The sequence below is a fragment of the Nostoc sp. genome (assembly GCF_036916975.1).
Classification (GTDB): domain Bacteria; phylum Cyanobacteriota; class Cyanobacteriia; order Cyanobacteriales; family Nostocaceae; genus Nostoc.
In genome coordinates this window covers 1-12,773 of sequence record NZ_JBALFF010000098.1, presented here as the reverse complement: position 1 = coordinate 12,773, position 12,773 = coordinate 1, and the positions used below count along the sequence as shown (strand labels likewise).

The following is a 12,773-nucleotide window of genomic DNA, read 5'->3' as shown; positions in this document are numbered from 1 at the left end:
CGATCGCGTTGCTCTCATTAAATGATTGCTAAAAATACGGTTACACCTACCGCACGCCTGATTGAAATCTTTTCTGCCATTCAAGGGGAAGGACTAAATGTAGGGATGCGTCAGATATTTATTCGTTTTGCTTTGTGTGATTTGCGCTGTCAATTTTGTGATAGTGTCCACACATGGAATGCACCTGCTAGTTGTCGGATAGAGCGATCGCCTGGATTGCGCGACTTTGAAATCCACTCTAACCCTGTCTCTCTACCCATACTAACTGAATGGGTGGAACGACAAAATGTACCTTCTCTACACGATAGCATTAGCTTAACTGGAGGCGAACCACTTCTTCATGCCCCATTTTTAACCCAGTTTCTACCCGAAGTACGAGCCATAACTGGTCTACCTATATACTTAGAAACTGGCGGACATCGCCCAGAACAACTGGCAATGATTCTCCCTTACTTAGACTCTGTAGGTATGGATTTAAAATTGCCCAGTGTTAGCGGCGAAAGTCATTGGCAAGAACATGCTAAATTTCTCCAATTATGTCATGACTCATATTTAAATGTTTTTGTCAAGATAATTGTGTCTCAAAACACAGATCCAGCCGAGTTGGAACGTTCAGCTTTGTTGGTGGCAGAGGTTAGTCCAGATATCTCAGTATTTTTACAACCTGTTACGCCTTTAGCAGTATCTGAACAATTCTCACCTTTAGCTGTGCTTGCCCCTACGCCCGATCAAGTTTTGACGTGGCAAGCTTTGATGAAGGGCTTTCTCAAGCATGTGCGTGTGATCCCTCAGACGCATAAAATGCTGAACCAACTGTAAAAGTTTCTGTAAAATTTGAGTTTGATAAAGATGTAGTCAAGAAAAAAGTAAGATTCGATGAAATCGCCATTGGGCTGCTGTTTGCCTGATTAGCGGCAGCATCTCTCTCGGTAGTCATTTGCTAGTCGGAGGCAGAGTCAAGAGTGAAGAGTCAGGAAGGAGGAGTTTGAAGTTTCGAGTTCACTTATAAGTAGGTAGGCGTAATTAAATAATTCGTAATTCGTAATTCGTAATTCGTAATTCGTAATTCGTAATTCGTCAATTTTGTTTTGTAATGAAGAGAAGTTTGTGGGGACGGTTTCCGTCCACAAAACTTCGGGGGATTTAACCCCAATCGCATTACTTGCTTATTTTTTGAACCGGGGGACTTAAACCCACGGAACCAGTTAAACATAAGATAAAACCTCAGCCTCAATCCCTCTGTGATGCTTTGGAGAGCGAAAAGGGAGGCAGAGTGAGGTTTTATATTTAATTATGACCCACTTACTTAACTCCAAACTCCAAACTCCTAACTCCAAACTCCAAACTCCTAACTCCTAACTCCTAACTAATTACAACCCATCTTCATCGGGAGTTTTGGATTTAGCTTTTGCCTTATTAGCACTGCGCTTGAGGGCAGAGAGTCTTGCTTCGTATTTCGACCGTTGGCGCTTACTAGGAGTATTGTCAATCAGGGTTTTTAAGGCACTACCGAGACTCTTGTAGGCATTGGGGAGGCTATAACCAAAACGAGTTGCCAAAGCGATCGCTTTCTCATCAGCATTGAGCAATTCTTTTAGTTGCTTTTCCCCACTATTTTTTTGATACAGTCGCCAGCCTGACACGCCACACAGGGACAAAGCTAACACCAGAAGCAATCCATCTTGTACCCACAATTCGCCTACAGCACCACCTAAACCGATGGCTAGTGCTGCCATTTCCCAACCATCTTTAGGAATTGTGTCATTTTGAACGCGAGCAACTTCATGCCAGAACAGCAGATTACGCTGATCCATTGCGAGGGCATCCCATTTCACCAAGTCAATTTGAATTTCTACCTGGTCTTTACCAATTTCTTCGCAACGAACCAGGGGTGGATTGACCTCAGTTGTGCCTTCAACCGTAACCCAGCTCTGTAATTCTGGCGGTAATAAGCCTTTCAACCGCCGTAGTTCACTCATTTCCGCTTTAGCAGAGGAGGTTGCATAGGATGTCATAATATCCAGCCCCAGAAAATTTCAGTATATAGTGAGGGTATCACTTTGGAGTATAGCGATTTAAGTGATGATCCGTCTCACTCGCCCTTAAAACTTCCTCGCTTTTTTCGCGCTTCCATTGCTTTTTCGAGTAAATCTAGCAATCCTGGAGCTTCTTCTTGGATACTGAGTAACAGTCTTTCACCAAGTTCTATATTCCCCGGATCAAAACCTGTTGCCATCACTTCTTTCAGGCGAGGTATTGCTATGCCATCCACAATCTGAATTAACCCACTCAGACAACGGTGAAATTGTTTTTCTGTGAGAATCGAGTCTTCTAAAGGAAACTCAATAATGGCACGGATTTCGCCATCGGATGGGTCATATTCCCATTGCAACATTTTGGTTTCCCAGGAAATGGCAAGCATTGTCTGTAGGATAGCTGCCTTGTGAGGATGATCTTGAATTCCTGCCAAGACTTGAGGGGCAAATACCCGGAAAAATTTTCCCTCTTCATCCAACTGGACAACTATTAGAAAATCTTCTAGGTTATCAGCCTCCACGCCTGTTATAATCCGGTCTTCTTCATCATCAAAACGATAGTCCCAACCAAGGTTGTCTAAATAGTTGGCAATCTGTTTGAGGTTAGCTCCCATAAAAGCCTCATAAGGAACGTGGAGCAGTTGTTACCAGACCTAGTTTAACCTGCGAGGGGAGTTGTTTAGGTTGGGGTGGCTACAAGCGATCGCACCTCTAGTTTTTGCGATCGCTGCTTGTGGTGGAGAGTCAGGTCAAACAGCAAGTATACCCAGCACTCCACGCAGTACTCCAGCAGCACCAGCAACTAGAAATCGTTGGGATAGTATTTTTAATGAATAGCGGTTCCCCCGTCGAGTCAGCAACCCAAAAGAAGAAAGAACACGCAAGTTTTTGTCACAAATTCTCTAGAAAATCTTGGATTAATCTAACCTTTCCATCCCACAACTTCACACCAAGCTTGAGCAAAAAATCCATCTGGGTGCTGACTCCATTCTCCTAAAGCACGACTCATTGCTGTAAGCGATCGCTCATCAGTCCAACCTTTCTTTACAGTTCCATCCACCTTTGCAGAAGCCTCAATTAGCAGCGCCAAATATTCTGTAGCTTCACTCAACGGCTCATAACATTGATAAGAAGCCGAAGCTTTGATATTAATAAATCCACTTTCGCGTACCAAAGCGCGTAACTCTCTACCTACATAAGGATTACCAGAATTCTGCTGCTGGAGCCACTTGTAATAAGAAAATGCTTTTTCCAGTTCTGGTGTAGATGGTGCAATCAAAAACCCGCCCCAGTCAGGACTACGAAGCCCAACAATCCCCCCCGGTTTCAAAACTCGCCAAAGTTCCCGTAACGCCTGCGCTGGTTCTTGGAGATGCTCAAACAGCGCATGGGAAAAGATTGCATCAAATGAGTTATCACAGAAGGGTAGAGCATATATATTTCCCTCCAGAAAATTAGCATTACTAACACCTTGAGTAAAAGCACTTTCAGCAGCTATCCGAATTTGAGAGGCTTCTCGATCAATACCAGTAAGCGTACCAGGAGCGATCGCTTTTGCTAAACCCAAAGCGATCGTACCAGGGCCGCAGCCACAATCTAGTAAATTTATGCCTGGACGTAAATAAGGCTTGAAAAACGCAGCATGAGTATCAATGCTGCGACTTGCCATAAAATTCGTTGCATTGCTCGAATAGCCTGGAGTATACCTTTCCGGCATAGCTGTAACTCCCTAAGATATCTGTATGAGTATCATAGGTAGATAATTTTGAGATGTCCAATATATATTTATAGATAATTAAGACTTATTAAATATCAAAAAACATGGAATTGCGACATCTGCGCTACTTTATTGCTGTCGCTGAAGAACTGCACTTCAGTAGAGCCGCCGAACGATTGCACATTGCTCAACCGCCTTTAAGCCAGCAAATTCAGCAATTAGAGGCGCAATTGGGGGTAGAACTGTTTCAGCGTAAAACCAAGCGACAGGTGCAACTAACGCAAGCTGGACAAGTATTTTTGCAAGAAGCTTATCAACTTTTAGCTCAACTGTCCAAGGCAATTGAGCTAACCCAAAAAACAGGAAGAGGTGAAAAGGGACTACTGCGAATTGGCTTTACCAGTTTGGTAACTTACGATTTGCTTCCTGTAATTTTGCGACGGTTTCGAGAAGAGTTTCCAGAAGTAGAGTTAATTTTGAACGAATTAACCACAACTCAACAAGAGCAAGCGCTACAGCATCGCCGCATTCATGTAGGCTTTGCCCATCCACCGTTAGAAGATAATACACTCAATCAAGAGTGCATTCAGCGAGAAGCTTTAATTGTGGCGATGTTAGAAACTCATGTCTTAGCTGAACAACAAAAGATTTCAGTGCGATCGCTAGTCAACGAAAACTTTATCATGTTCCCTCGCCACTTGGGCTTCGGACTTTACGACCAAATCGTGAGTCTTTGTCAGCAAGGAAATTTCAGCCCGAAAGTGACTCAAGAAGCGATTCAGATGCAGACAATTATCGGATTGGTTTCAGCCGGAATGGGGATTGCGATCGCGCCGTTTTCATTGCAAAATCTTCAGAGGGATGGTGTAGTTTATCGCGCTTTAGAAGAAAAAACACCATTAGTAGAAACGGCTGTAGTGTGGCGACAAGAAGATATGACACCTGTACTAAGGGAATTTCTGCAAGTTGTCAAGAATATCTGTGGTTAAATGATTAGTTATCTCCACGCCACGTAAAAATAATTTGTTCATCAGCTTGCCTAAACTCAATATTAAATTTATCAAATACAACTTCTCTTCCTAGAAGTAATTGCTCTCCACCTGTATTAGTTTGTAACCATGCCACAGCAGCAATAAAACTGTGTTTATCAATTGTCATTTCAAGATTACGTAAAACATACTCAACTCTTCCGCCGATGGTTTCTGCTAATAACGTTGATTCTGCATCAGCGAGAGCATAGCCCAAATCTTGACCGACTTTGAAAGAAATTAAACTTAATTCAGCACCAGAGTCTACTAACATCGTTGTAGACATTTCTATATTTCTATGCTTGAGTTTTACATGATAATTTGGTTGCCAGTCATGCCGAGCGATTGTACGAAAGCGAATTGGTAGAATTTGGATAGAAGCAGTGCGACGCGGAACTAAGTAAATTACAAATAGCTGTTCTGAAGCCTCTGCCAATTGTATAACTTCACGCAGATTTTCACTGTGAGCGATTAAACCATTAGCATTGTAAGCAATATATTGATTTTTATATAAATCTAATAACATTTGGCGATTCTGGTTTAGCCACTTCAGCATTTGCTGACTTTCATCGGGAGAGGGTGTTTTATTCATAGATTTTGCTGACAATTTCAGCCATTTTCTACCAGCTTGCCTTTTACTTATGATTGTATCTGCGATCGCTCAAATCTTCTGGTTAAAAAAGAGCGATCGCTATTAGACAGAATAGGACTCACATTAGTATTAGCTGAATTGTTAGACAACACATCAATGTGGGAATACTGACTAAAGTGTAGAAATTTTAGTAATCAAGAGAAGATTATGAGTATACCATTGACAGTAACCTTTCAACTTGCTAGTTGGATTGTCAAAGGACTACAAGATGGGACTTTAGTAAGGGTTGGGGGTGTAATTATAAATGCAACGAGCAAACATATTGTTACCTGGTTAAGGGAACCCAATAATTCTTCAGTTCCAGCATTGAGTTCTTCACCTAACAATTTACTTAACCTTGTTTTCTCCGGTGCAAATCTCGTTGCTTCAGGCGCTAATGCCGCTGCGACAAGACAAGGATTAGCTGATGTCAGTGGACGCTTGGGTGGAGTTGAACAAACAAGTTTAGGAAACATAGCTGTTTCAGGGGTAAATTTGATTGGAACAGTTGCTAATGCGGCTATTTCTGGAAAAGGCTTCGCCGATGTCAATGGACGTTTAGATGGGATTGAAAATCAGTTAGGGGAAATTGGGCAGAATCTGCAATTAACTCAAGGAATTTTGCAAGTGACTACTGCTGCTAGCATACTTAATCTTGGCGTTTCAGTTATAGGTTTTGCTGTAATAGCACAGCGTCTCAATGAACTAGAAAAACGCCTAAAACAAGCAGAAAAACTATTGAACAAAGTCAACCGCAAAATCGACCTTAGTTTCTATGCAAATTTTCGTGCTGCAATCGAATTAGCAATTAATGCCTTCACGATGACAAAACCTGAAAATCGTAGAAGCAGCGCCTTACAAGCTATTAATCGTTTTTTAGAAGCAGAGCATATTTATACTGAATTTACTGATATCGAAATTGAGCAAAAAAGTCAAATTGCTGATGAATATTTGCTGACTTTATCTTTAGCGTACTTAGCTGAAGCACGTTGTTATTTAGAATTAGAGGAACATGATACAGCACGTCGGCGCTTTCAAGAAGGGGCTAAAGTTATCCGTTCTCGTATTCATAAATATGTTGAGATACTGCTAACCTCTAACCCCGCAGCATACTTACATCCTCAGTTAAAAGATCAGATTGATTTGCGAAGACTGACCAGAATTTATCAATGGATTGACCCAACTTTAGATGAAAATGCTGTGTTTGAGCTTCAGCGTAAAAATTTGTTTAAAATAGCCAAAGATCCTGAGAAATGGTTAGACTCAATACCAGCAGCAATTTTAACTCGCGTTGAGGTTGAAGGTGGTTGGTTTGGCCCAAGTCAGGATGATTTAAACCAAGAAGCTTACAAACGTCTTCCCCAAGCATTTGAAGTAATGGAATCTATGATTGAAACCAATCGCCGTTTTGAAGCATATCAAACAGAAGTACAAGCAATATCCCAATTAGGAATCAGCTTTCATGACTGGCTTAAATTAACTCCCTCTACAGAAATTAAACCAGACGGCGCAGAATTAATGTATATCATTCCATCCAAACCTCTAGAGTTACAGCCTTCGATATGAACTAAATATAGCATTTCATTCGTAGCGAATTAAACCTGGTTTCCGCAATTCAAAACGTGGCATAAAATGTTACAAGTTGAGAAATGACAGAACTAATTAATCAAGGTAAAGAAAGTCTCTGGGAGTAATAATCTGGTTTTGATATTCGGCTAGGGTCTTGAGTGATAAAAGGTCTTGATCTCCTGTGATTAAAAATGCTGCATTGGCATCTTTAGCAAGTTCTAAAAATTTGTTGTCATCTGCATCTCTACAGGTGTTTATTTGAGATTTTATTTCTATAAATTGACTGTATTTTTTAACTACGTCCAAAAAATATTGTCGGTCTTCATTTGAGATATATTTATCGAACTTACGTTTGTAAATTCGTGTGTTTAATTCTTGATAAGTTTCATCGCTTTGAGCAATTTTGAATTCTTTATAGACTTTATCTAGGGCTTTACGGGCTGTTCCATTAGGACTTAGGGCAGCACTAAGTAAAACATTTGTGTCAATGACAATTAGTTTATGATTCATCGGCGAGTAATTCTTCTAGAGTTTCTTCGGTTAATCCTTTGGCTTGAGCATTTCTGCCGATTCTGTCAAAAACACTAAGTAAATCTTCATCTTTATTATTTGAAGAGGTTCTCTTTATTTCTTGAATAAGTTGTTCTTGTTCTTGTGCGGGAAGTTGTAGAACAAGATTAAGAATCTGCTCGAAGGTTAGGGTGAGTTGATAGATTTTTTGAGTCATGGTGAGTTCTGGAGTTAGGGAATAGAAACTTGTTAGCTTTTTTAATCAGGTTTGAGCCAGTTTTCTACTTTTAAATCACGATTTCTCTACACCTTGGCGAATTGCATTATCCATATCCTCAAGAGTTTTAGATTTTCCTGAATATTTTAAGCAACCTGCTACATCATCTAATTTAGTTACTGAAAAAAATTCCTAGACTGTAATAAATCATCCACTTCTGCAATTGCTTCTGTTTTAACTCCAACTTTTTTCATATTCTTCCAGATTTCTATATGTAGGAATAGATTGATTAGTAACCACACAATAAAGAACATCTGGGTCTAAATCTGCGCCATTATCCCAGTGAATTTTTCCCCATTCAGCGTTAATTTTAACAGTTTTAAAATAGGTTAAATCTTTTAAAGGTGCAAAAATAAAAAAAAGGCAAACCCAAAAGTTCGCCTTAATCATAATTATGTTGCTCAATCCAAACTCAAACTTAAATCTTCGCTTCTTCTCTCACCAACTTATCCCAACCCAAATCTTTTAAATTATTATTCCGACGCAACGGACGAGTCACCAACTCTAACATGTCACGCGCATTCGTAAAGCCGTGAATTTGAGCAAAAGTGAACTCCACAGACCACTTGGTATTAATACCGCGTGCTTCCAATGGGTTAGCGTGAGCCATACCAGTAATTACCAAATCTGGTTTCAACTCATAAATCCTCTGAAGTTGATTGTAATTATCCGGCTTCTCTACAATCCTTGGCAGGGGTGAATTCATTTCCTGGCAAGTTTTCTCCAACAGTGCCAACTCAGCAGCTTGATAGCGCTTATCCATGTAGGGAATGCCGATTTCGTGAACTGTCATCCCACAACGGATTAAGAATCTTGCTTGGGAAACTTCCAGCAAGTTATCACCCATGAAGAATACAGACTTACCGCGAATCAGCTTTACGTAATCTTCCACCCCTGCCCAAATTTGAGCTTCTCGTTCATCCAAACCCTTGGGAGTAATCCCAAACACCGAGCAGATTTTCTCAATCCAAGCGCGGGTGCCATCGGGTCCAATGGGGAAGGGTGCGCCAATGAGTTTACACTTGCGGCGACGCATTAAGGTAGTAGCAGTGCGGCTGAGGAAGGGGTTGACACCAGCGACATAATACCCTTCTTCCAATACTGGCAATTCTGTAAAGCGCTTCGCGGGTAGCCAGCCGGAAACTTTGATCCCTTGTTTTTTCAGTTCCAAGGTTAGCTGAGTCACTACGGGGTCGGGAAGGGAGCCAAAGAGAACCAAGGGTGGATGAACTACGTACTCAGACTCATCTTGGGCGACATCTTCTTTCTTTTTACCAAAGTTGAGTAACTTAGCGATCGCATTCCGTTCACTTTTCTCTGTTTCTGCCACCGGAGCCTTATCAGGACAACGGTTAGCCATAGCAGCTAATACCGTGTCTTCTCCTTGGGTGAAGGCGTAATCTAGACCATTTGCCCGCGCTACAACGATGGGAATACCAATCTCAGATTCTAGCTTCGGTGCCAAACCTTCCAAATCTGTTTTGATAATTTCGGTAGTGCAAGTGCCAATCCAGACAATTACACTAGGATTGCGATCGCGTTTAATTTGCAAACACAACCGCTTTAACTCTTCATAATCATTCAGCTGTGCCGAAATATCCCCCTCTTCCAACTCTGCCATTGCATAGCGGGGTTCAGCAAAAATCATCACCCCCATCGCGTTTTGCAGGAAGTAGCCACAAGTTTTTGTCCCAATCACCAAAAAGAAGCTATCTTCAATTTTTTGGTATAACCACGCTACGCAGCTAATTGGGCAAAAGGTATGGTAATTTCCAGTTTCACATTCAAAGCTTAAAGCTTCTGGTTGTTGAGCAACAGTCATTTTGGTTTTTTCTCCCCTTGATTTTTCAAGTTAGGAGTAATTAAGTTATGAGTTATGAGTGATGAGTTATGAGTTATGAATTATGAGTTTTTATTCCTAACTCCTAACTCCTAACTTTTTTTAACTCCTAACTCCTAACTTTTCTTAACTCCTAACTTAGTAATTAAGCATTGGGGAAGAGACGGGCAATTTCTGATTCATCAAAAACGCCTGCTGGCAGTTCTTCCCCCAAAAAATCGTTACTTTCTTCAGCTTTTTGCAAAGCTGTTTCATCACTCCAGACATCTGACAATACGTCTTTAAAGGCATTCTCATCTAGTGAAATATCTTCAAGCGCCTCCTCTTCATCCAGCTTGATTTCCATTGCATCTGTTGTACCGAAGCCCATGTCCCCAAACTCATCTGCTTCTAAACTAGAGGCTTTGAGAGACTCTTCTTTTGAATCGTGTCCGTTGGATAAAGAAATATCACCAAAGGCGTCTTCAATTTCTTCTAACTCGCTGATTTCTAAGGTTTGCTGCTTAGAATCCACCAGTGTGATTTCTTGAACTACCGCCACCGCCGCAAAGCCATTTATATGAGAATGTGCCAAAGTTTCGTCTTCAGGCTTTTCGTCAATGACAGCTGCTGGTTCTTCTACGAATCTCTCTATTTCTGGGTTGACGAAGCGATTACCGAGAGCGAAATCTGGGTCAAAATGCAAATCCAGCACTTCAATCAGGGTATCAGCATCAGGATTGAGTTTGGCAAAGGGCAACATTAACTGCGCTAGTTTTGGCTCTAGGGCGTTAACTACTCCCAGGATGAGGTAAGAAGGTGGTCGCTTCCCGCCATCAGGTGTGTACACCGATTCCACTTGCATGTGCAGCGTGATCCAGTCCCGATTGTTCTGGAAAAATTGCAACCACTTTTGCTTTAATGAACCTGTAAAGCTATGAAAGAATGCCATGTTATTGTCCCCCATCCTGAAAACTTGATGATTTATACAATCATCAAGTCTAGTTCCTCTTCTGAATTAGGAACCTGGGGTTTACCCGGATTTAGATAAAAATCGGATAACAAAGAGAACAACTCACGGTCTGGTGTGTCATTAGGCACAACACCTTCTGGACGCGCCAGAATTTGGTCAGCGATGTTGAGATAGTAGTCGCAAACGTAGTCTAGGGAAGGATCTTGCTCTGCCATTTCAAACAAAGTCTTACCTTTTACACGGGAAACACGGATATCTTCAATTAAAGGTAAAACTTCTAGAACTGGCATTGGCACTGCTTCTATATATTTTTCAATCAAGTCGCGCTTGGAGGTGCGGTTACCAATTAACCCAGCTAGACGTAGTGGGTGAGTTCGGGCTTTTTCACGAACTGAAGCCGCAATTCTATTAGCCGCAAACAAAGCATCAAAGCCGTTGTCTGTAACGATCAGGCAGTAATCTGCATAGTTTAGTGGTGCTGCAAAACCACCGCAAACTACGTCACCCAGAACGTCAAAGAGAATTACATCGTATTCATCAAAGGCGTTGAGTTCCTTAAGTAATTTTACGGTCTCGCCGACTACGTATCCACCGCACCCAGCACCCGCAGGTGGGCCACCAGCTTCTACGCAATCTACACCGCCGTAGCCTTTATAAATTACATCTTCCGGCCAGACATCTTCGTAGTGATAGTCCTTTTCTTGGAGGGTGTCGATAATTGTCGGAATCAAAAACCCAGTCAGGGTAAAGGTACTGTCATGTTTGGGGTCGCAACCAATTTGCAGCACTTTCTTGCCACGTTTAGCTAGGGCGACGGATATATTACAGCTAGTTGTGGATTTACCGATACCACCTTTTCCGTAGACTGCTAGTTTCACTTTTATTTGCCTCTTATAGCTTCTTGTCAAACTTGTGGCTCAAACATTTGCCTTCACCTTTCCTGAGATGGCGATGCGTGAGGTCTGTTCATGTCATTATTGGGCAAATTACCTAGAAAAGAAAGTGGCTCTTAATTTGGAAAACGGTCTTAGGTGATGAATTAAGTCAAAATTGTATCTATTTGGGTTTTTATGAGTCTTAAAGACTTTATTAGCTCTAAAAGGCATAAATAAACAGTTTTTATTACTTATTTTTATAAAAATAGTTACAAAATACAAAAATTTGAAATGGTGTTTTTTGAATGCTTTTTATAGAATTAGCTGATGGTCGGACAAGGTGTTTTCAAGGCATTGGGGCGCAGGGACAAGGGTAAAGAGAGGTATATGCAGTCAGATGCTTGAAATATTAGTGGAGTTTGCGTTAGCGTAGCTCACCGAAGGTATCGCAGATAAATTGCCAGTTTTTAGTCGATAGTCAGAACCATTTAATTGCTGCTTGAGAGTAAGTTACCCTAGTTTTGTAAAAATTTATTAAATTTCCAAATTTAGGAGGCGGCAGCCCTCTTGATGGGCATTCCCAGCCAGAGACTGGGAACGAGGCTAATTAGGACACCTCACTTTCAACTCCGTGGATTTCTTGTAATGTTTGCCAGCCTGCTTGCCACTGGGAGTTATCTTGTAATAATTTGGCATTTATCCAAAAACGGACTTTCGGATCGCAAGCCGCAACCATTTCGGCATAAACCCAATTAGCCTGATTTTTCCGATTGACTACTTGAAAGTGCCGCCAGCCATCAACCTTTTGCTGTGCCGTCCACTTAGAACCAACTAGGTAAGGAAATTTCTGTTTTTTAGTCATTTGTCATTTGTCATTTGTCATTTGTCATTGGTCATTGGTCATTGGTCATTTGGTATTTGTCATTAGTTATTTCTCCCCCTAATCTCCCTCATCTCCCTCATCTCCCCAATTAAGATGTCACCAAATCACCGTTACGGGTAAACTTCTGACAATTAAACTCACTATCTTGCTGGACACATAGCGAAAAACATCTAATATGGCTCCAGCAGGTGTTGATGTTGTTGGTAATTTTGCGCTTTTTCTTGGAAAGGCGTTGCCTTACGACTTCATTAGGGCAAAGAATTTCTAACGTACCCGTACCATCTTCGTAATTGACGATGCGAAATAGACACTCTTGCAACATCGCACGGCTGCTGCTGTCGAAGAACCGCTTAAAGCGCTGGGTTGAGTCGATGGGGGATATTATTCCCCGCACCTCTCATTTAGATCCGTGCGTACCCGTTTCCGTGTACACGGCTCCCGATGTTCTTAGCTTG

The 12,773-nt window shown here is 41.4% G+C and carries 17 protein-coding genes and 1 pseudogene; 5 read left to right on the top strand and 13 right to left on the bottom strand.

Annotated elements, in window-relative coordinates; genetic code table 11:
- The first annotated feature begins 21 nt into the window (after nucleotides 1-21).
- Complete coding sequence (locus V7K73_RS24340; protein ID WP_334883834.1) at nucleotides 22-819, top strand: 7-carboxy-7-deazaguanine synthase QueE; 798 nt, start codon at nucleotides 22-24, stop codon at nucleotides 817-819.
- A gap of 551 nt (nucleotides 820-1,370) precedes the next feature.
- Here the strand turns inward: V7K73_RS24340 and V7K73_RS24335 are convergent.
- Together V7K73_RS24335 and V7K73_RS24330 are read right to left on the bottom strand one after the other, a co-directional pair.
- Nucleotides 1,371-2,015, bottom strand: coding sequence for a DUF3318 domain-containing protein (locus V7K73_RS24335; protein WP_334883832.1), 645 nt, complete (start codon nucleotides 2,013-2,015; stop codon nucleotides 1,371-1,373).
- Between the two features lie 77 nt (nucleotides 2,016-2,092).
- Nucleotides 2,093-2,650: a hypothetical protein gene (locus V7K73_RS24330; protein WP_334883830.1), complete on the bottom strand. Its 558-nt coding sequence runs from the start codon at nucleotides 2,648-2,650 to the stop codon at nucleotides 2,093-2,095.
- A gap of 61 nt (nucleotides 2,651-2,711) precedes the next feature.
- Here V7K73_RS24330 and V7K73_RS24325 point away from each other — a divergent pair, with 61 nt between their 5' ends.
- Nucleotides 2,712-2,873 carry a hypothetical protein gene (locus V7K73_RS24325; RefSeq protein WP_334883828.1) on the top strand — a complete coding sequence of 54 codons (162 nt, stop codon included), beginning with the start codon at nucleotides 2,712-2,714 and terminating at the stop codon, nucleotides 2,871-2,873.
- A gap of 85 nt (nucleotides 2,874-2,958) precedes the next feature.
- On the opposite strand, the gene V7K73_RS24320 is transcribed toward V7K73_RS24325, so the two are convergent.
- The gene (locus tag V7K73_RS24320; RefSeq protein WP_334883826.1) at nucleotides 2,959-3,705 is read right to left on the bottom strand and encodes a methyltransferase domain-containing protein; all 747 of its coding nucleotides are present in this window, start codon (nucleotides 3,703-3,705) and stop codon (nucleotides 2,959-2,961) included.
- 152 nt (nucleotides 3,706-3,857) lie between these two features.
- On the opposite strand from V7K73_RS24320, the gene V7K73_RS24315 reads away from it, so the two are divergent.
- The gene (locus tag V7K73_RS24315) at nucleotides 3,858-4,742 is read left to right on the top strand and encodes a LysR family transcriptional regulator (protein ID WP_334883825.1); all 885 of its coding nucleotides are present in this window, start codon (nucleotides 3,858-3,860) and stop codon (nucleotides 4,740-4,742) included.
- Between the two features lie 4 nt (nucleotides 4,743-4,746).
- Here the strand turns inward: V7K73_RS24315 and V7K73_RS24310 are convergent, their stop codons facing one another.
- The gene (locus tag V7K73_RS24310) at nucleotides 4,747-5,373 is read right to left on the bottom strand and encodes a retropepsin-like domain-containing protein (RefSeq protein ID WP_334883824.1); all 627 of its coding nucleotides are present in this window, start codon (nucleotides 5,371-5,373) and stop codon (nucleotides 4,747-4,749) included.
- Between the two features lie 36 nt (nucleotides 5,374-5,409).
- On the opposite strand from V7K73_RS24310, the gene V7K73_RS24305 reads away from it, so the two are divergent.
- Together V7K73_RS24305 and V7K73_RS24300 are read left to right on the top strand one after the other, a co-directional pair.
- Nucleotides 5,410-5,544 carry a hypothetical protein gene (locus V7K73_RS24305; RefSeq protein WP_334883822.1) on the top strand — a complete coding sequence of 45 codons (135 nt, stop codon included), beginning with the start codon at nucleotides 5,410-5,412 and terminating at the stop codon, nucleotides 5,542-5,544.
- Nucleotides 5,545-5,580: 36 nt separating this feature from the next.
- Nucleotides 5,581-6,978 (top strand): hypothetical protein, encoded by a 1,398-nt coding sequence (locus V7K73_RS24300; RefSeq protein ID WP_334883820.1) that lies wholly within the window; start codon nucleotides 5,581-5,583, stop codon nucleotides 6,976-6,978.
- A gap of 96 nt (nucleotides 6,979-7,074) precedes the next feature.
- Here V7K73_RS24300 and V7K73_RS24295 read toward each other — a convergent pair whose 3' ends face one another.
- The 9 genes and pseudogenes from V7K73_RS24295 to V7K73_RS24255 all read right to left on the bottom strand — a co-directional run bounded on the left by V7K73_RS24295 (nucleotide 7,075) and on the right by V7K73_RS24255 (nucleotide 12,712).
- Nucleotides 7,075-7,491, bottom strand: a complete 417-nt coding sequence (locus tag V7K73_RS24295; RefSeq protein WP_334883818.1) for a putative toxin-antitoxin system toxin component, PIN family — start codon at nucleotides 7,489-7,491, stop codon at nucleotides 7,075-7,077.
- Nucleotides 7,481-7,708 carry a hypothetical protein gene (locus V7K73_RS24290; RefSeq protein ID WP_334883817.1) on the bottom strand — a complete coding sequence of 76 codons (228 nt, stop codon included), beginning with the start codon at nucleotides 7,706-7,708 and terminating at the stop codon, nucleotides 7,481-7,483. The genes V7K73_RS24295 and V7K73_RS24290 overlap by 11 nt, the downstream gene beginning before the upstream one ends.
- Nucleotides 7,709-7,783: 75 nt before the next feature.
- Nucleotides 7,784-7,894: pseudogene (locus V7K73_RS24285) on the bottom strand (AbrB/MazE/SpoVT family DNA-binding domain-containing protein); the annotation flags it as partial.
- Between the two features lie 48 nt (nucleotides 7,895-7,942).
- Entirely contained in the window at nucleotides 7,943-8,158 is a 216-nt protein-coding gene (locus tag V7K73_RS24280) for a DUF2442 domain-containing protein (protein WP_334883815.1), read from the bottom strand.
- 28 nt (nucleotides 8,159-8,186) lie between these two features.
- On the bottom strand, nucleotides 8,187-9,590 hold the full coding sequence (locus V7K73_RS24275; RefSeq protein ID WP_334883813.1) for a ferredoxin:protochlorophyllide reductase (ATP-dependent) subunit N: 1,404 nt from the start codon (nucleotides 9,588-9,590) through the stop codon (nucleotides 8,187-8,189).
- Between the two features lie 163 nt (nucleotides 9,591-9,753).
- Complete coding sequence (locus V7K73_RS24270) at nucleotides 9,754-10,539, bottom strand: DUF5331 domain-containing protein (protein WP_334883811.1); 786 nt, start codon at nucleotides 10,537-10,539, stop codon at nucleotides 9,754-9,756.
- Between the two features lie 32 nt (nucleotides 10,540-10,571).
- A complete protein-coding gene (gene bchL / locus V7K73_RS24265; RefSeq protein WP_012410753.1) occupies nucleotides 10,572-11,438 on the bottom strand; it encodes a ferredoxin:protochlorophyllide reductase (ATP-dependent) iron-sulfur ATP-binding protein in 867 nt (288 codons plus the stop codon).
- 604 nt (nucleotides 11,439-12,042) lie between these two features.
- Entirely contained in the window at nucleotides 12,043-12,297 is a 255-nt protein-coding gene (locus V7K73_RS24260; RefSeq protein WP_334883809.1) for a TIGR02450 family Trp-rich protein, read from the bottom strand.
- Nucleotides 12,298-12,406: 109 nt separating this feature from the next.
- Entirely contained in the window at nucleotides 12,407-12,712 is a 306-nt protein-coding gene (locus V7K73_RS24255; protein ID WP_334883807.1) for a hypothetical protein, read from the bottom strand.
- Nucleotides 12,713-12,773: the final 61 nt, after the last annotated feature.